Source organism: Citrobacter sp. Cpo090 (assembly GCF_030332665.1).
GTDB lineage: Bacteria > Pseudomonadota > Gammaproteobacteria > Enterobacterales > Enterobacteriaceae > Citrobacter > Citrobacter portucalensis.
The window spans coordinates 1-17,924 of record NZ_JAOWHK010000025.1; the positions used below are offsets into that span (position 1 = coordinate 1).

Consider the following 17,924-nt stretch of genomic DNA (forward strand, 5'->3'; position numbering starts at 1 on the left):
ACTCCGGGTACCATGGGAAAGAACAGAATAATCAAAGCAATAAGCAGTGTCGTGAAACCACCTCCGGGTGGTTTTTTTGTTTTTGTCTATTACGTTCATCATCCTGCCCCATTGTTTTTTTCCTCTTTATTTTCTTATTTCATTTTGATTTCGGTCAGAGTATGACATGCCCCACAATATGTTTTCCGGTATTATTAGTCCATTAATTGCCAATGCTGAATGCTGGTGCAATCACTCTCGTAATTGGATGATTCATGAATAATAAAATCAGTCAGGATACTATCAACAAAGCCCTGTGGTCCGCGTGTGACACTTTCCGTGGCACTATCAGTGCTGATACCTATAAAGACTTTATCCTTACCATGCTGTTCCTCAAGTACATTTCGGATGTCTGGCAGGATCACTATGATGAATATAAAGAACAGTATGGCGATGCGCCGGAGCTGATTGAAGCCATGATGGCAAACGAGCGTTTTGTGTTACCGAAAAGCGCCAGTTTCTATGCACTGTATGAACGCCGTCATGAGCCGGGCAATGGCGAGCGTATCGACCAAGCCCTACATGCCATTGAAGAAGCCAACGGCACTAAGCTGAAAGATGCCGGGAAAAGCGTGTTCCAGGATATTTCGTTTAACACTGACCGCTTGGGTGAAGAAAAACAGAAGAACATCATCCTGCGACAGCTGCTGGAAGACTTTGCCGGTGAAGATCTTAACCTGAAGCCAAGCCGTGTAGGTACGCTGGACGTCATCGGTAATGCCTATGAATATCTAATCAAAAACTTTGCTGCCAGTGGTGGACAGAAGGCTGGGGAGTTCTATACCCCGCCGGAGGTCTCGGACCTGATTGCTGAACTGCTCGACCCACAACCCGGTGATACCATTTGTGACCCTGCCTGTGGTTCTGGTTCGTTGTTAATGAAGTGTGGGCGTAAAATTGTCTCCGGGCATGACAGCCGCAACTATGCATTGTTCGGTCAGGAAGCGATCGGTTCTACGTGGTCGCTGGCGAAAATGAATATGTTCCTGCACGGCGAAGACAACCATAAAATCGAGTGGGGCGATAGCATTCGTAACCCGAAGTTGCTCGATAAAAATGGCGACCTGATGCTGTTTGATATCGTGACCGCTAACCCACCGTTCAGCCTGGATAAGTGGGGACATGACGAGGCCGAGAACGATAAGTTTGGGCGTTTCCGTCGCGGTGTACCGCCGAAGACTAAAGGGGATTACGCCTTTATCTCGCATATGATCGAAACCCTGAAACCGGGAACGGGTCGTATGGGCGTAGTGGTGCCGCACGGTGTGCTGTTCCGTGGCTCCAGCGAAGGCAAAATTCGTCAGAAGCTGATTGATGAAAACCTACTCGATGCGGTGATTGGCCTGCCGGAAAAACTGTTCTATGGTACGGGGATTCCGGCTGCGATTCTGATTTTCAAAAAGCAGAAAGTGGATGATAAGGTGCTGTTTATTGATGCCAGCCGTGAATTTAAGGCGGGTAAAAACCAGAACCAGCTCAGCGCAGAAAATATCCAGAAGATCGTTAAAACCTATCGAGAAGGCGATAACGTCGAGAAATATGCGTATCTTGCCAGCCTGAAAGAAATTCAGGACAACGACTATAACCTCAATATCCCGCGCTATGTCGATACCTTCGAGGAAGAAGACGAGATTGATTTGCTGGCTGTGCGTGCTGAGCGTGAGCGACTGAAAGCGGAACTGGCGAAACTGGAAACGGAGATGGCGGGGTATTTGAAGGAGTTGGGTTATGGTGCCTAAGGGGTGGAAGCGAGTTGCCATTAAGGAAGTGTGCGAGTCAATAATTGACTGTGTTAATAAGACAGCACCAGTTGTAGATTATGAAACTCCTTTTAAGATGATTCGTACGACAAATGTACGTAATGGAAGGGTAAACACTGAAGATGTCAGATTTGTGACTGAAGATACTTATCTACAATGGATTCGCCGAGGGAAACCTAAAGTCGGTGATATCATTTTCACGCGTGAAGCACCAGTAGGAGAAGCAGGTGTTCTGCAAGATGCGGAGGGAGTTTTTCTCGGTCAAAGAACAATGATGTATCGAGCCGATAACCGCCTTTCAGATAATTATTTTCTATTTTACTCACTCTTGAGCCCCTTCTGCCAGAAACAAATCGAAGATTTTAGTAATGGCGGCACTGTTGCTCATATGAGAGTACCTGATTGCGGTGAGATTTTGGTTAATCTCCCTCCACTCGTAGAACAAAAGAAAATCGCCAAAATCCTTTCAACGTGGGAAAAGGCGATTTCGGTGACGGAAAAGCTTCTCGCCAACAGTCAGCAGCAGAAAAAATCCCTTATGCAGCAATTGCTTACCGGGAAGAAACGCTTGCTGGATGAGAGTGGGGTGAGGTTTAGTGGTGAGTGGAGCACTGTAAGCTTGGAGCATATTTGTAATATTAACCCCAGACGTCCACCTGAACCTTCTGACGGTATCGTTTCATTCATATCTATGGATTTGGTTTCAGAGGATGCGAAAATATTAAATACAGTAGAAAAACAATACTCAGATGTTTCGACAGGTTTTACTTCATTTATTGATGATGATGTTCTTATTGCTAAAATTACCCCCTGCTTTGAAAATGGGAAAGGGGCATATGTACAAGGCATGATGAATGGAATTGGCTTTGGCAGCACGGAGTTCCACGTTTTAAGAGCTAACCAAAAAGCTAACCCAAAATTCATTTATTATTTGACAAATACTACTGAGTTTCGAATCCGGGGAGAAGCGAATATGCAAGGTTCCGCTGGGCAGAAACGAGTTACCACTGATTATTTAAAAGCTCTGATAGTTTCGCTACCATCGACTATTGAAGAACAACAAAAAATCGCCGATGTCCTGTCCGCAGCCGACGCCGAAATCTCCACGCTGGAGAAAAAACTCGCCTGCCTCAAAGACGAGAAAAAAGCCCTGATGCAGCAGTTACTGACTGGCAAACGTCGTGTCTCCGTGCCAGTAAAAGTGGAAGAGAAAGAAGCCGTTAGTGCATAACGCGAAGAACAAGGAACGCTCATGAATCAGACGTACACGCCAAAATTCCAGGAAGAATACAGTGCCAAAATTCCGGCGCTGACGTTACTGACCAGCCTCGGCTGGTCGTTTTTATCTCCGAAACAGATTATGGATTATCGGGGCTACAAACAGGATGAGGTGGTGCTGCGTCCGGTTCTTCGTGAGGCGTTGTCTAAGCGTTCCTTTATGGCGAGCGGTAAAACTTGCCAGTTATCGGAAAAGGCACTGGATAACCTGATATCGCAGGTTTGTTCTCCGGCGCTGAATGAAGGGCTGCTGAAAGCCAATGAGCGGATGTACAACCATCTGCTCTACGGTATCGCCGTCACCGAATTTGTCGATGGCAAGAAGGTCAACCCCACCATAGCACTGGTTGACTGGGAACACCCGGAAAATAACCAGTTCCACTTTACTGAGGAATTTACAGTATTGCGGTCGGGCGGTGTTGAAACCCGCAGGCCGGATATTGTCTGTTTTGTGAATGGTATCCCGCTGGCAGTCATTGAAGCGAAAAGCCCGGCAGGTCACGGCAAGAAAGGGCCAACCATTGACGAAGGGATATCCCAGAGTATCCGTAATCAGCTCAACGATGAAATCCCGCAGCTGTTTGCCTATAGCCAGTTATTACTTTCAATTAACGGGCATGACGGACGCTATGGTACCTGTCATACACCAATGAAATTCTGGGCGGCATGGCGCGAAGAGGATATAACCGATCCTCAGATGTATGCTCTGCGCAACCATCAGTTATCGACGGAACAAATTCATGCGTTGTTTGATCATCGTCCTTCAGCCGATCTCGACTGGTACCAACAGTTAATAGCCGCTGGTGAACTGGCCGTCAGCGGGCAGGATAAACTGCTTATCAGCCTGCTTTCGCCGGAACGTCTGCTGGAGATGACCCGCTTCTTCACCCTGTTTGATAAAAAGACAGGGAAGATAGTCGCTCGCTATCAGCAGGTGTTCGGCATAAAAAGACTGCTGGAACGCATCAGTACTCGCAGACCGGATGGGGGCAGGGAAGGTGGGGTGATCTGGCATACCACGGGGTCAGGTAAATCGTACACCATGGTGTTCCTCAGCAAGGCGCTGATCCTTCATGACAGCCTGAAGCAGTGTCGTATTGTGGTGGTGACGGACCGTATCGATCTTGAAGAACAGCTCAGCGGTACCTTTGCATCCGGCGGCGAGTTGGCCGGGAAAAAAGACAAAGCCAATGCAATGGTGACATCCGGGCAGATGCTGGCGAAACAGATTGGTTCCGGTAAAGAACGCATCATTTTCACCCTAATCCAGAAATTTAATTCAGCGACAAAACTCCCTGAATGCGTCAATACCTGCCCCGATATCATCGTACTGATTGATGAAGGACACCGCAGTCAGGGCGGTGAAAACCATGTACGTATGAAACTGGCCCTGCCGAATGCCGCCTTTGTGGCATTTACCGGTACGCCATTGTTGAAAGAAGATAAAACCACCAATAAATTCGGACCGATTGTCCATGCTTATACCATGCAGCGGGCTGTCGAAGATAAAGCCGTTACGCCTCTGCTCTATGAAGAACGTATCCCGGATCTGGAAGTGAATGATAGGGCGATTGACGCCTGGTTTGACCGCATTACCGATGGGTTAAGCGAAGCGCAAAAAGCCGACCTTAAGCGTAAATATGCCCGTAAGGGTGAGGTTTACAGTGCAGATGACCGTATCCGTCTAATTGCGTTAGATATCGCCACGCACTTCTCGAAGAATATTGATGAGGGGCTGAAAGGCCAGCTTGCCTGCGACAGCAAGATTTCCGCCATCAAATATAAAAAGTATCTTGATGAAGCCGGGTTGTTTGAGTCAGCTGTAGTTATCAGCCCGCCGGATACCCGGGAAGGGAATACCGAAGTGGATGAAAGCAAACTGCCGGAAGTGACGAAATGGTGGAAGGATAATGTCGGCACGCAGGATGAGTCTGTGTATACCCGTAATATCATCAGTCGTTTCGATACCGATGATAAGCTCAAATTACTGATAGTCGTTGATAAACTGCTCACCGGGTTTGATGAACCAAAGAATACCGTGCTGTATATCGACAAGCCGCTTAAATCCCATAACCTTATCCAGGCGATTGCCCGGGTAAACCGTCTGCATCCACTGAAAAAGTTTGGCCTGCTGATTGATTATCGCGGCATTCTGGCTGAACTGGACACGACTATCGGCAAATATCAGGATCTCGCCTCCCGAACCCAGGGAGGATACGACATCAAGGATATTGACGGGCTGTACAGCGCCATGAGCTCTGAATATAAACGTCTGCCGCATCTGTATAACCAGTTGTGGGCCATATTTGCCGGTGTTAAAAACAAAAATGATACTGAGCAGTTACGTGCAGTACTGGTGCCTAAAATGGAAGAACGTGACGGAGAGATGGTCGACATCCATCAGAAAACCCGTGATGATTTCTTCGAGGCGTTAACGGCCTTTGCCGGATGCCTGAAAGTGGCACTGCAGTCCGCTACCTTCTTCACCGACAAGAGCTTTACGGAACAAGACCGAAATCTCTATAAAGAAACCGTAAAACAGATGTCCAGCCTTCGCCAGTGGGCGATGCAGGTAAGTGGAGAGCAGGTCAATTATGACGACTACGCTGAGCAGGTGAAAAAATTACTGGATAAGCATGTCACCGGCGTTGAGGTTCGTGAACCGGATGGCGTGTATGAAGTCGGTAAAATGGGCAAGAGCGAAAAACCCGAAGAGTGGGATAACAATAAAACCCGCAATGAAACCGACATCATTAAAACCCGTGTGACGAAGATGATTGAGCAGGAGCTGCGTGATGACCCGTACGCTCAGGAGGCATTTTCCAAACTCCTGCGCATGGCTATCGAAGAAGCAGAAAAACTGTTCGACCATCCACTAAAACAGTATCTCCTATTCCGTGAGTTTGAAGAAAAAGTGGAAGCCCGTAAGCTCAGCGATATCCCGGATGCGCTGGCGGTGAACAGGTATGCTCAGGCGTATTACGGTGTATTTAAAAAAGAGCTACCTGAGGTTTTTGCGGTAAACGATGTTCAGGTGCAGGAGAAGTGGACGAAGCTGGCTTTTGAAGTGGACAGTATTATCGTCAAAGCAGTAGAAGAAAATTCCCTGAACCCTCAGGATATAGAGAAAGCGGTCAAGACAAATATTTTACCGCTGCTGTTTACGTCCTGCCGGGAGATAGGGGCTGGAATGATCCAGGTGAACCGTATTGTGGAAACCATCATCCAGATCCTGCGTGTTGGCTTGATGAAATCATGAGTGAAAAAGAATCGCCATCAATGAAAGCGCTACGCATTGTTTATGGTGATGAGGTCATCACCGTACAGTGTATTCCGCGTCAGGTCGTAAAGGGCAGAGTACTCATCAAGGTACATCCCGATTGTCGGGTTGTGGCCTCTGTACCGCCAGAAACACCGGAGCACGAGGTATTGTCTGCGCTGAAAAAACGAGGGCGCTGGATCTATCAGCAACTGCGTGATTTCAGGGATCAGCAGACACATATTGTTCCGCGTCAGTATGTCAGCGGGGAAAGCCATTACTATCTTGGCAAGCAATATCAGTTGAAAGTGACAGAAGACGCTACGGTGCCGCAACGAGTGAAAATGTTGCGTGGGCGACTGGAAGTGACGGTCAGGCACAAATCGGCAGAAAAAGTTAAAGCGTTGCTGGCCGAATGGTATCGGGAACGCGCCAGAGATGTCTTTCAACGCAGGCTTGATTTATTGATACCGCAGACCCTTTGGGTCAGTGGACGTCCGCCGATACGTTTACGGGCGATGCAAACGCAATGGGGTAACTGTTCTGCAAAAGGCTGTCTGACCCTGAATCCATGGCTGGTTAAGGCATCCTCAGAATGCATCGATTATGTATTGCTGCATGAGTTATGCCATGTGGCTGAGCACAACCACAGCGAGGAGTTTTACCGTCTGATGGGGCAGGTTATGCCGGGCTGGGAAAAGGTTAAGAAGCGACTGGATGGTATGGCTGGGATGTTGTTGGCAGATATGTAGTTTCTAACTTATTCCAATGGGCTCATTTGTCTAGGGGAGTCAGGAACGAGTTAATTAGATTTTCCAAGTTCAAGCCTAAAATACAAATTTGACAGCATCAAATCCTTCGATAGTGACAACACGGGAAGTTGAACAACGATGAATACAGCTCATTCAACAGAAAAGCTTTATCTTAGAAATATCTATGAACTTTTGGGAGAAAATTATTACATACCTGCTTATCAGCGGGGATATCGCTGGGGGGCGATCCAAGTAAAAGAACTACTGGATGATATCTGGGAGTTCAGTCAACCGCATGGCGGTAATGATTCTTCATTTTACTGTCTACAGCCTGTTGTTGTGGTTCGAGGGGAAGATTGTTGGCAGGTCGTGGATGGGCAGCAAAGGCTAACCACGTTACGTCTTATCCTGCACTTTTTGGAGCAAGAGCACCTGAAGAGACCCTTAGAGGAGGCATACAAAAAAAGCGTGTATATGTTGAAGTATGAGACCCGACCGGGATGTGAAGCATTTTTGCAGGGGATTCATAAAGAATCCAATACTGACAATATTGACTTCTTTCATATGGTCCAAGCGTATAATGCTATTAGAAATTGGTTCTCCGACAAAGATTATAATGATAATAATAAACTCTTGGCGACGTTATTAGCTAAGTCTACTGAAGAACGCTCTGTAAAGGTTATTTGGTATGATTTAAGTGACGAATGCCTTAACAACGATTATGCCATTGATGTTTTTTCCCGTATCAATATTGGTAAAATACCTCTGACCAATGCTGAGTTGGTTAAAGCATTGTTTTTACAGCGAAGTCATTTTCACAATGATCAAGCAAGATTGAAGCAGTTACAGATTTCGACGGAATGGGATATTATTGAAAAGCGGTTGCAGGAACCAGCATTCTGGTATTTCATAAGTAATTCAAGTAAACACTACCCAACACGAATTGAATACATCTTCGATTTAATGAAAGGGAAAAAGTCTAATGACGAGACATTTTTCACTTTCCATAAGTTCCATGAAGATTTCAAGTCTGGCACGGCTAATATTGAGCATCTGTGGCAAGGGATAAAGCGTTATTTCCTGAGCTTTGATGAATGGTTCCAGGACAGAGAACTATACCATTTGATAGGCTTTTTGGTTGATTGCGGTGAGAAAGTTGCGGATTTAAAAGCTGAGTCGGAGCGAGAGAATTCAACGAAAACAGAGTTCAAAAAATATTTGAAAGATCGTATTCGTCTCCAGGTCAGGTGCCAGTTAGATGAGCTTTACTATGATGAGCCTGTCATTAAAAAATTGCTTCTGCTCTTCAATATTCAAACTTTATTGTCAACGAGGGAAGCAGATATACGTTTTCCTTTTGACCGCTATAAGCAAGAAAAATGGGATATTGAGCACATTCGGTCCCAGACAGATTCTGCCCCTGTTGGGGTTGCCCGCAGGGTGTGGTTAAAGGACATTGAGGTTTACTTCAGTGGTAGTCGGTTTAAAGGGGATTCTTTAGAAAGAGAACAAGAATTTGCTGCCATAGCCACTGAACTCTTGACCTTGGAACATATCGATAATGAATTTGACAGGCTTTATAATGAGGTAATTAGTTACTTTGGCCAAGATGAAGTGTCCTGGGGAGATGAGCTAGGCAACTTGGCACTGCTGGACTCTTCAACCAACCGCAGTTACAAAAATGCCTTGTTTCCAATTAAACGCGCCCGCATCATAGACAATGATAAGCGCGGAGTTTTTGTCCCCATTTGTACCAAGAACGTCTTTTTAAAATATTATAGCCAGTCTGTAACTGAACTTGTTCATTGGTCAGAATCTGATGCTAAATATTATCAGGAAGCAATAGGTCAAACGTTGAAAGACTATTTGCCTGACCAAGGAGAGAATAGTGAGTAATATAAAAATCGATTCGCGTTCGGGTGCACGACTCAGTTTTTTTCAGTTGTTTGAACAAAGATATATGCAGGTAGAAATCCCTATAATCCAACGGGATTATGCCCAAGGCCGGATAGAAGTTGCAGAGGTTAGAGATACCTTTTTACAAGCATTACATGGCTATTTGGAAAAAGGTCTGCCTTTTCAGGATTTGGACTTCGTTTATGGTAGCGTGATTAGCAATGATACTGGACGGCATCGTTTCATCCCCTTGGATGGTCAGCAACGATTGACCACCTTGTTCTTACTACACTGGTATCTTGCTCAAATTGCAGATCAGCAAGAATCCTTTCGACGGGTATTAAGTACGGACGGGAATTCCCATTTTACCTATGAAACTCGCAGCAGTTCGAGAGAGTTTTGCAATGCATTGGTTGGCAATAATATAGATTTCGGTGCTTTGTTGCTGGAGTCTGGTACTGAGTGTCTGAGTAAGACGATTAAAGACAGGTCATGGTTCTATTTATCGTGGGAGAGTGACCCTACTATTAGTTCAATGCTGACGATGCTGGATGCGATTCATCTCCAATTTTCTGGAAATGTAGATTACTTTGATAAGCTTACCGACAAAGACAAACCGGTAATTACATTTAGATTTCTTAACCTTTCTGAATTCAACCTCACGGATGATTTGTATATCAAAATGAATGCCCGAGGCAAGCCGCTGACAGAATTTGAAAACTTTAAGGCAAGGCTGGAAAAAACCATTAAATCATTCACCGGAGATTGGCCGGAATATAGACTAAGTTTCAAAGATACGCCTGTGTCTGGCTATGAATATTTCATTCATAAAATTGATACGGATTGGGCTGATCTGTTCTGGTGCTATCGAAATGTTGTAACCAAAGATAATTCTTTTGATGATGAGTTAATGAACTATGTTGCCATATATGCAGCCAACTTTCTGTTACTGCAAGAAGCAGAGGATAGTTATAGCTTACAAAAGCAACTGTTTGGTTCGGGTGGTAAAGTTAACTCATTATCCTTTATGGAGTATGAACAGTATGGATATTTGTCACAGCCGCTAATAGCTGAATTGATTATGCAACTGGATCTGTTACGTGGTCATGCTAGTTCATGCTCGGGTTTGTCCATATATCTGGATAATAACAGATATTATGATGAAGAATCTATTTTCAAAAAAATCATTACTAATAACTCAAGTTTTTCGGAAAAGGTTAGGTTTCATGCTTTTTACGCTGGTGTAGCGAACGGCAAGATAGGGGAGGAGTTAGCATCCTGGATGCGAGTTGTATTCAACCTCACGGAAAACACTATTTTCAATACTATAGATGATTATCATAAAGCATTGCTGTCTATCAATGAATTGTCCCAACGTGATGACACTGTGCTGAATTTACTCATCCAGGATGTAATGATAAAAGGTTTTCTCGCGGTTCAAGTATCTGAAGAAAAACTGAAAGCTCATCTTTTGATAAAATCTTCTGAGTGGAAGGAGGCTATTCTTGCACTTGAAAACCACGAATATTTCAGGGGGCAAATAGGTTTCGCATTGAAGTTCAGCGGTATTGCTGACTACTTTAACAGTCACGGAAACGTTGATTGGGATGATGTGAAGGAAAACTATTTTACACGATTCAAACACTATGCAGATACTAGTTCGGCAGTATTTAGTGCAATAGGCGAAAGCTCGAAAGTATTAGATTTTGCATGGGAGCGTGCTGTGCTTTCAAAAGGTGACTATCTTACCTCGACAACAGCGGATAGATTCAACCTTCTCAGTTCACGTACAAATAAGAATAACGTCGACCGCGATCATTCCTGGCGTCGTCTATTGCGGCAAGACTCAAATATTCTTTGGAATGCAAGGCAACAACATGTTAAAGCCGTGTTGGATGATTCGGATTTTGATATGGGTGATTTAAGGGGTGGATTAGAGAGGATTTGTGCTAAGGCATTAAGTGAGCAGCCATTTAACTGGCGTACTATCTTGATTGAGAAGTCAGAGTTATTTAGCCTTTCTAATCAGGGGTTTATTGTATTAAATACTCACGAGAGCGTATTGTTACATGAGTCTCAGCGAAATCACTATCAAAGTGAAATTTATTCCAAGTACTTAGAGTTGGAATTAAAAGATAGAAAACTGAATACAGCTCCTTTCAAGCACAAGTTCTACAATAGCGTACGTAGTGGGGAAGATATATCATTTCTACATTTAAGTGGTTTTTCTCTTCATGGGCAACAGGTTGAGTTGGAAATATTCTTCAGAGACAACCAATATAACATCTTGTGCTACCGAAATGATGAGACAGTACCATTCTTAGATGAACTGCAGAGTGCTATGGAATCTTGTGGATTTATTGTTCTAGCTGATTCGAAGGATTACAATCCTGAAGACTGGCAATGTAGTGATGATAATTATGTGTACTACTGTGAAGAGCCTGATCGCGCATTAGCAATAATATCCAACCTTTGCACTCGGCTAAGTGATCTAACCCGCGAGCAATTGTCATAGCATTAAGTGAGGTTGCTGTATGTGAATACATGCAGTAACCCGAAACCACCGTGTGGTCAGATACAACGTGACACACGGTGAGTTTCAGCTATGTGCTGATTCTGTGTTCAGCGTTACCCAAGTCTATCTATTTACAGCCAATTACAGTAAAGTAGAAGGACAACTACAGCAAAGTTTCGCAATACACTGCTATGTAACTCATTGATTCTGCGTAGAATTTAAAATCACTCGGCGTTCGCGCTGTGTGGGTTCAAGTCCCACTCCGGGTACCATGGGAAAGAACAGAATAATCAAAGCAATAAGCAGTGTCGTGAAACCACCTCCGGGTGGTTTTTTTGTGTCTGTTTTTTAAAAGCCATAGATACCTTGCGTCAGGTAGCCTGCCAGAAACGTAAACTGCCCTCTATATACTCACTATTGCTAATCAATCTATCGCCGAATCGGCGCGTTAAACATAAAGCCCCCTCGGGCAGGGTTGTTGATAAACCCATCGCGGGCGGGATTATAGTTGTGGTCCTGGAAACCATTCATCAGGATGGGATCGCCAAAGCCATCCTGTATCGCCAGCTGTCTGTGGATTCGGTTTCGTGCCCTGAGCGTGAAAGCGAAATCATCCGTCCCGCCAATGATGATCACGCCATTACCAGCTCGAAGTGCTGCGCTTAACTCTTGCTCTCTGACAGCCTGGTTTTGTAACGCACTGGCTGTGGCAGACGATGACGCCAGCAGCAGTAATATGAGAACGGCGCATGAAAATACCGATGGCAGTTTCATGATTAATACCTATTAAAAGTATGGCTATTAAAGTATAGCTTTATGTTGTCATCTCAACTGAAAACAAAACCAATAATTTAAACCTTCTGTCCATACTGAGTCTGAGGGGCCGGAAGAGCCGTGCCATGCAGTTAAGGACTATAATAAAACCAGTCGACAGGTGATGACTTCTGTTTGCAGACAGGGCTGGTTCAGGGGGCTGTTATGAACATTTCATCTTTTCCGATAGTTATGTTCGCAGCATTGCTTACCTTTAGTTGTTCAGCAGGTTCGGTGGAAAAAGGGGATATCTTTTCGCAGAATGTCAGGGATACGGATCCCATAGCATTTTCCCAACAGTTATTTAATAACCTGACGTCTTATCAGGTCATGATGCGCTCCTCGCCGCCATCCGATGAAAGCAAAATAATCCGCTACAGCTTTCAAAAGCCCGGCTATGTGCGGATGGATTTTACCCAACCGCATTCAGGTGCGGTACTTATCTTTAATCCTGTCAGCGGTAAAGTGACGTTATGGCCATTTGGTGTGGGTACGTTGCCCATTTTGCACCTGTCGCCTACTAATTCATTGATCCAGGATGAGCGTGGTCATCGGGTGGATCGCTCTGATATCGGCGTGTTGTTGGGCAATATTCGTCATCTGCAACGTGAAGGGGCAACGACCACTATTGGTAAGGAAAACCTTGCAGGACGGGCGACGACGCACGTATCTGTGGTTGGGCCTGGAACAATGGCGGTTGATGGTGTTCACCGCTATGACGTCTGGCTGGATAATTATCACGGACTCCCTGCCAAAGTGATCAGCTATGCGCCAGATGGGCAGCGATTAGAAACCGTGTTTCTGGATACTATGGTCATTAACATCCGTTTTCCTGCCAATTTCTTCTCGCCTTGAGGAGCCCGCTCTATGGCTGACTATCAGTTTTCCACCGTCTGGCGGGTTGAGGCTTCAATTCAGGAAGTATGGGATGTTTTATCTCATCCCGATCAGTGGCCTGAATGGTGGGGAAGTCTGGAACGCATCGTTGAGATTAAAAAAGGTGATATACAGGGCATTGGGGCGCTGCATCGTTATACCTGGAAAGGAGCGCTTCCTTATCGCTTAACCTTTGACATCAACGTGTTGAATATTTTGCCTTGCTCACTGCTTGAAGGGCAAGCCAGTGGGGCGGTTGAAGGGCGAGGCGTGTGGTCTTTTTCGGCCAGTGGCGCAGAAACTATCGTCAGATATGACTGGAATGTGCGTACCACGATCCGCTGGATGAATTATCTTGCCCCGCTGGCAGCACCTGTTTTTCGCTGGAATCACGATATGGTCATGCGCGAGGGGGCCAGAGGGCTAGCCCGTAAGCTGGCTACGAATGTCTATATTTTCTGAACTCGCCCTCACGGCTGTACTTTTTGCCTGTCTATGGCTTACTATCTGTCGCGCAGTTTCATATTTCATTCACAGTTAACAGGTCTGTTATTGATGAATAACCTCCATCGGCTCACCTTTTTATGTCAGCGTCTGTCTGCTGTGATGATCGCATACGGTTTTTACCTTCTTAGCCGTAGCCCAGCTCTTACAACATGGACAGACAGCAATGCAACGTCGACAATTTCTCAAAAATAGCGTTCTCCTTTCCGCCGCCGGTTTAGTCGGTCCTGCGGTTATTAGCCAGACGGTTCACGCCGCTGAGCCATCCGTTGCACCCGTCGCGCGTCGGCGCTTTGTGTTATCCCAAACGTATAAACTTACTCCTCCAAAGGGGTCGAGCGGCGTAGTGAAACTGTGGATCCCGCTTCCGGTAGATACCGCGTTTCAACAAATGACGGCCCTTGCCTTCAGTGGAAACTACAAGCAGGCGTACGTTACCACTAATAATACTTATGGCGCGAAAACGCTGTTTGCCACCTGGCCTGACTCGCAGGGCGAACTTTTGATTAACGTTGATATCGACATTGAAACTGCCGACTGGGAACCGTTGAAGCAGGACGCGTTAAAAAGCTGGCAAGCGCCGGAGCAGATTATTTATCCACTGGAGGTAAAACCGTACCTGCTGCCGACGACACATACCCCAGTTGATGGGCAGGTTCTGGAAACCGCGCGTAAAATTACCGGTAATGAGCAGGATCCGCTGAAAAAAGCACGCCTGATTTACGAGTGGGTGAGTAGCCATATGGAGCGCGATAACGACGTCATTGGCTGCGGTACGGGGGATGTGGCGGAGATCTTAAAAAGCGGTAAGCTCAAAGGAAAATGCACCGACATGAGCTCCGTTTTTGTGGCTCTGGCACGGGCCAGCGGCATCCCGGCGCGGGAACTGTTCGGCATCCGTCTGGGCAAAGCCAATAAGCTCGAACGTTACTCGAAAAGTGCTTTTGGCAAAGCAGACAGCACAGGTGTTGCTGATGTGAGCGGCGGACAACATTGCCGCGCCGAATTCTATCTGGCCGGTTACGGCTGGTTACCTTGCGATCCTGCTGATGTGACCAAAATGCGTCTGGCAGAGAAAAAATCGCATCAGGACGCCGATGTCCAGGCGGTAAACACTTACCTGTTTGGTAACTGGGAAATGAACTGGGTTGGATTTAACTACGGGCGTGATTTCGAGCTGTATCCGGCAACGGAACAGGGAGCCATGAACAACTTTGGCTATCCTTACGCTGAAGTTGATGGCGACCCGATCAATTTCTACGATCCTAAAGCGTTCTCCTACAGCTATGTCGCCACAGAACAACGCTAAAGGGGCGGGACTCACCCTGTTGACGGCCGCTGCGGCTGCCGTCACCGCCGGCTTATGCTGCGTTGGACCGCTGCTCTACCTGCTGTTTGGTATTTCGGCGGCGAGCTTTGCTGTCTTCACCCGGTTCGAATTCTTGCGAATTCCCCTGATGCTGGTGTCATTGGGCTTATTACTGCGCGTTTTCTGGCGGCTCTATTTTTCCAAACGACTGTGGTGCTCCGGGTGGCTAACGCTGAAGCAAGCGCGCATTCTCTACTGGTGCGCGCTGGCGTTGATTTTGCCGGTGCTATTTTATCCAACGCTCGTTGCCTGGTTTTATGAGGTATTTGAATGAAAATCTTCACATTAGTTGCATGCTTGTTGCTGCCGCTGTGGGCCCAGGCGGCCAATCAAAAAGTGGTGCTGGATATACAAAATATGACCTGCTCGCTGTGCGTTATTTCGGTCAATCAGGCACTACGTGAAACCGACGGTGTGATTAAAGCAAAATCCTCCCTAAAAACCCGACAAGCAGAAGCGATCGTGCCAGAAGGTTTCCCAACCGATACTTTACTTAACGCGGTAGCGAAAACGGGCTATACCGCAACGCTCAACCGTATTGAACAACAGTAAACCACCTGCGGGTGGTTTTATTGTTTTTTCCCGGTATGATGCCCGGCGGCTTAGTGTTCTCTTTTGTGCGTTAACTTCCGGAATTCCCCTCGTTTCCTGTTAACCTGAACGGGCGGCAACTGTATGCCGCATATGCCCATTTGTATCTGTTATCCCTCCAGCCATGTAGGATGATCACAGGCAAGATTTTTTGACTAAGGAAAAGCGTTATGAAAACGGGACCATTAAACGAGAGCGAACTGGAATGGCTGGATGATGTACTGACTAAGTACAATACGGACAAGGCTATTCTGGATGTGTCAGAACTGGATGGTTTGCTGACGGCGGTGCTGAGTTCACCGTATGAAATTGAACCAGAGCAGTGGCTGGTCGCGATTTGGGGCGGTGCGCAGTATGTCCCTCGCTGGTCTTCCGAAAAAGAAATGACGCGTTTCATGAACCTGGCGTTTCAACATATGGCGGATACGGCCGATCGTCTGGATGAGTATCCTGAGCAGTTTGAGCCGCTGTTTGGTTTGCGTGAAATTGACGAGCATGAACTGACTATCGTTGAAGAGTGGTGCTTTGGTTATATGCGCGGCGTCGCACTGTCAGACTGGTCCGCGTTACCGGACACGCTAAAACCAGCACTTGAGGCTATTGCGCTGCACGGTACGGAAGAGAACTTTGCGGTGGTTGAGAAACTAACGCCGGAAGCATTTGAAGAGAGCGTGGACGCCATCCGCCTGGCTGCGCTGGACCTGCATGCTTACTGGATGTCGCATCCTCAGGAAACGCCGGTCAAAGTACCGGTGAAGGTGGATGCCAAAGTAGGGCGCAATGACCCTTGCCCGTGTGGCAGCGGCAAGAAATATAAGCAGTGCTGTTTGCATTAACAGAAAGGGGCGAAAGCCCCTTTTGTTTTAACCCACTTCTGGTAGTAATCCTGCTGCAATAGAAAACTGTACTGCTATCACCACAATGCCGCACAAAAATACCAGCGCCAGCGCCGGAGTACCGCCTGTTACGCGGTAGTTGGCCTGCGGATTATGTTTTCTGCTCTGCCAGGCCAGCATCGAGGGAATGAGCAGCGCCAGCACCGCCAGGGCAACGCCCGCATACCCCAGCGCCATGACAAAGCCACGCGGATAGAACAGCGCGAATGCCAGAGGCGGCAGGAAGGTCACCACGCCGGTTTGCATTCTTCCCGCTACGGTATTGCGGCGCTGGAAGAGATCGGCCAGGTAGTCAAATAATCCCAATGCAACGCCGAGGAAAGAGGTTGCCAGCGCGAGGTCGGCAAACAGATGCACCGCCAGTTCGACGTGCGGCGAAGCCACGACCTCACGCAATGCCTGCAATAAGCCATTTAAGCCTGCGTGGTTGGCTAAAAGCCCCATGAACGTTGTCGAGTTAATGCTGCCAAGCGTCGCCAGTTGCCAGAAGATATAGGCGACCAGCGGAATAGCGCTACCCGTAATAAACACCCAACGCAGTTTACGAATGTTGCCGTTCATATAGCTGACGATACTGGGAACACTGCCGTGAAAACCGAACGAGGTGAAGATGACCGGGATTGCGGAGAGCGCCAGCCCCTGTTGCAGCGGCAGCGTAAGCAGGTTCACTTTATGAATATGCGGCATTAACAGAGCCAGCATCGCCACCAGGAAGATTATCTTGGCACTGAATAGCAGACGGTTGAACAGATCGACCAGCGAGGTCCCAACACAAACCACGCCACCGGCAACAAAGGTGAACAGCAGTACGCCTGTTGTCGGGGATATATTTGTTCCAGTCCAGTCGCTGATGCTGGAGGCCAGCAGTTCACCTGCGCCACTGATATACGCTGCCGTCAGGGCGTACATTAAAAACATCATGCTAAAGCCCGTTACCCATTGTCCGTAACGGCCAAGATAACGTTTTGCCAGCGTACCCAGCCCGGTGTCTGCCGGGACATGTTGATACACTTCAAGTAGCAACAGCGCGGTGTAGCACATGAGTGCCCAAAGACTGACTAACAACACCAGCGTGACGCTAAACCCCACGCCTGCCGCAGCCAACGGCATTGCCAACATACCGGCACCAATCGTGGTTCCCGCCACGATAAAAATACTACCCAGGGTTCTGTTTTTCACGCTTTCCTCTGTCCCAGAGATAATCAACGGTTATATCTGCGGCGCAGGTTAAGGCAAAACGCTATTTTCGTCAAATCACCGTTACAATGACTGTACATTAATATTTACAGTATTTTGACCATTAAGATGTATAACAAATGACATTTATCTGCGGAAAAACCTGCGTTAGCGCAAAGCGGCGCCGTGCGGTTCACATT

The 17,924-nt window shown here is 46.9% G+C and carries 14 protein-coding genes; 12 read left to right on the forward strand and 2 right to left on the reverse strand.

Features of this window, described 5'->3' with window-relative positions; genetic code table 11:
- The first annotated feature begins 254 nt into the window (after positions 1–254).
- The 6 genes from OGY83_RS02535 (at position 255) to OGY83_RS02560 (ending at position 11,499) form a co-directional block, all read left to right on the forward strand.
- Positions 255–1,778: a type I restriction-modification system subunit M gene (locus OGY83_RS02535; RefSeq protein ID WP_286635182.1), complete on the forward strand. Its 1,524-nt coding sequence runs from the start codon at positions 255–257 to the stop codon at positions 1,776–1,778.
- Positions 1,768–3,030: a restriction endonuclease subunit S gene (locus OGY83_RS02540; protein WP_286635183.1), complete on the forward strand. Its 1,263-nt coding sequence runs from the start codon at positions 1,768–1,770 to the stop codon at positions 3,028–3,030. The genes OGY83_RS02535 and OGY83_RS02540 overlap by 11 nt, the downstream gene beginning before the upstream one ends.
- Positions 3,031–3,051: 21 nt before the next feature.
- The gene (locus OGY83_RS02545; RefSeq protein WP_286635185.1) at positions 3,052–6,336 is read left to right on the forward strand and encodes a type I restriction endonuclease subunit R; all 3,285 of its coding nucleotides are present in this window, start codon (positions 3,052–3,054) and stop codon (positions 6,334–6,336) included.
- On the forward strand, positions 6,333–7,088 hold the full coding sequence (locus OGY83_RS02550) for a M48 family metallopeptidase (RefSeq protein ID WP_286635187.1): 756 nt from the start codon (positions 6,333–6,335) through the stop codon (positions 7,086–7,088). The genes OGY83_RS02545 and OGY83_RS02550 overlap by 4 nt, the downstream gene beginning before the upstream one ends.
- 138 nt (positions 7,089–7,226) lie before the next feature.
- Complete coding sequence (locus OGY83_RS02555; RefSeq protein WP_286635189.1) at positions 7,227–8,984, forward strand: DUF262 domain-containing protein; 1,758 nt, start codon at positions 7,227–7,229, stop codon at positions 8,982–8,984.
- A complete protein-coding gene (locus OGY83_RS02560; protein ID WP_286635191.1) occupies positions 8,977–11,499 on the forward strand; it encodes a DUF262 domain-containing protein in 2,523 nt (840 codons plus the stop codon). The genes OGY83_RS02555 and OGY83_RS02560 overlap by 8 nt, the downstream gene beginning before the upstream one ends.
- Positions 11,500–11,928: 429 nt before the next feature.
- On the opposite strand, the gene OGY83_RS02565 is transcribed toward OGY83_RS02560, so the two are convergent.
- Positions 11,929–12,273 (reverse strand): hypothetical protein, encoded by a 345-nt coding sequence (locus OGY83_RS02565; protein ID WP_194210759.1) that lies wholly within the window; start codon positions 12,271–12,273, stop codon positions 11,929–11,931.
- Between the two features lie 204 nt (positions 12,274–12,477).
- Here OGY83_RS02565 and OGY83_RS02570 point away from each other — a divergent pair, with 204 nt between their 5' ends.
- The 6 genes from OGY83_RS02570 to OGY83_RS02595 all read left to right on the forward strand — a co-directional run bounded on the left by OGY83_RS02570 (position 12,478) and on the right by OGY83_RS02595 (position 16,488).
- Positions 12,478–13,167: a LolA family protein gene (locus tag OGY83_RS02570; protein WP_286635194.1), complete on the forward strand. Its 690-nt coding sequence runs from the start codon at positions 12,478–12,480 to the stop codon at positions 13,165–13,167.
- Positions 13,168–13,179: 12 nt separating this feature from the next.
- The gene (locus OGY83_RS02575; protein WP_166465617.1) at positions 13,180–13,650 is read left to right on the forward strand and encodes an SRPBCC family protein; all 471 of its coding nucleotides are present in this window, start codon (positions 13,180–13,182) and stop codon (positions 13,648–13,650) included.
- Positions 13,651–13,858: 208 nt separating this feature from the next.
- On the forward strand, positions 13,859–15,001 hold the full coding sequence (locus tag OGY83_RS02580; RefSeq protein WP_286635197.1) for a transglutaminase-like domain-containing protein: 1,143 nt from the start codon (positions 13,859–13,861) through the stop codon (positions 14,999–15,001).
- Positions 14,979–15,335: a hypothetical protein gene (locus tag OGY83_RS02585; RefSeq protein WP_079939955.1), complete on the forward strand. Its 357-nt coding sequence runs from the start codon at positions 14,979–14,981 to the stop codon at positions 15,333–15,335. The genes OGY83_RS02580 and OGY83_RS02585 overlap by 23 nt, the downstream gene beginning before the upstream one ends.
- Positions 15,332–15,613: a heavy-metal-associated domain-containing protein gene (locus OGY83_RS02590; RefSeq protein ID WP_003833910.1), complete on the forward strand. Its 282-nt coding sequence runs from the start codon at positions 15,332–15,334 to the stop codon at positions 15,611–15,613. The genes OGY83_RS02585 and OGY83_RS02590 overlap by 4 nt, the downstream gene beginning before the upstream one ends.
- A 209-nt stretch (positions 15,614–15,822) precedes the next feature.
- Positions 15,823–16,488, forward strand: coding sequence for a YecA/YgfB family protein (locus OGY83_RS02595; RefSeq protein WP_286635199.1), 666 nt, complete (start codon positions 15,823–15,825; stop codon positions 16,486–16,488).
- Positions 16,489–16,515: 27 nt separating this feature from the next.
- Here OGY83_RS02595 and tyrP read toward each other — a convergent pair whose 3' ends face one another.
- Positions 16,516–17,727 carry a tyrosine transporter TyrP gene (gene tyrP / locus OGY83_RS02600; RefSeq protein ID WP_123267408.1) on the reverse strand — a complete coding sequence of 404 codons (1,212 nt, stop codon included), beginning with the start codon at positions 17,725–17,727 and terminating at the stop codon, positions 16,516–16,518.
- Positions 17,728–17,924: the final 197 nt, after the last annotated feature.

Excerpts from the sequence above, each read along its gene's own strand:
- OGY83_RS02595 (WP_286635199.1), top strand. The coding sequence starts at position 15,823 with ATGAAAACGGGACCATTAAACGAGAGCGAACTGGAATGGCTGGATGAT.
- OGY83_RS02565 (WP_194210759.1), bottom strand. The coding sequence starts at position 12,273 with ATGAAACTGCCATCGGTATTTTCATGCGCCGTTCTCATATTACTGCTG.
- OGY83_RS02570 (WP_286635194.1), top strand. The coding sequence starts at position 12,478 with ATGAACATTTCATCTTTTCCGATAGTTATGTTCGCAGCATTGCTTACC.
- OGY83_RS02540 (WP_286635183.1), top strand. The coding sequence starts at position 1,768 with ATGGTGCCTAAGGGGTGGAAGCGAGTTGCCATTAAGGAAGTGTGCGAG.
- OGY83_RS02590 (WP_003833910.1), top strand. The coding sequence starts at position 15,332 with ATGAAAATCTTCACATTAGTTGCATGCTTGTTGCTGCCGCTGTGGGCC.
- OGY83_RS02575 (WP_166465617.1), top strand. The coding sequence starts at position 13,180 with ATGGCTGACTATCAGTTTTCCACCGTCTGGCGGGTTGAGGCTTCAATT.
- OGY83_RS02535 (WP_286635182.1), top strand. The coding sequence starts at position 255 with ATGAATAATAAAATCAGTCAGGATACTATCAACAAAGCCCTGTGGTCC.
- OGY83_RS02555 (WP_286635189.1), top strand. The coding sequence starts at position 7,227 with ATGAATACAGCTCATTCAACAGAAAAGCTTTATCTTAGAAATATCTAT.
- OGY83_RS02580 (WP_286635197.1), top strand. The coding sequence starts at position 13,859 with ATGCAACGTCGACAATTTCTCAAAAATAGCGTTCTCCTTTCCGCCGCC.
- OGY83_RS02545 (WP_286635185.1), top strand. The coding sequence starts at position 3,052 with ATGAATCAGACGTACACGCCAAAATTCCAGGAAGAATACAGTGCCAAA.
- OGY83_RS02585 (WP_079939955.1), top strand. The coding sequence starts at position 14,979 with ATGTCGCCACAGAACAACGCTAAAGGGGCGGGACTCACCCTGTTGACG.
- OGY83_RS02550 (WP_286635187.1), top strand. The coding sequence starts at position 6,333 with ATGAGTGAAAAAGAATCGCCATCAATGAAAGCGCTACGCATTGTTTAT.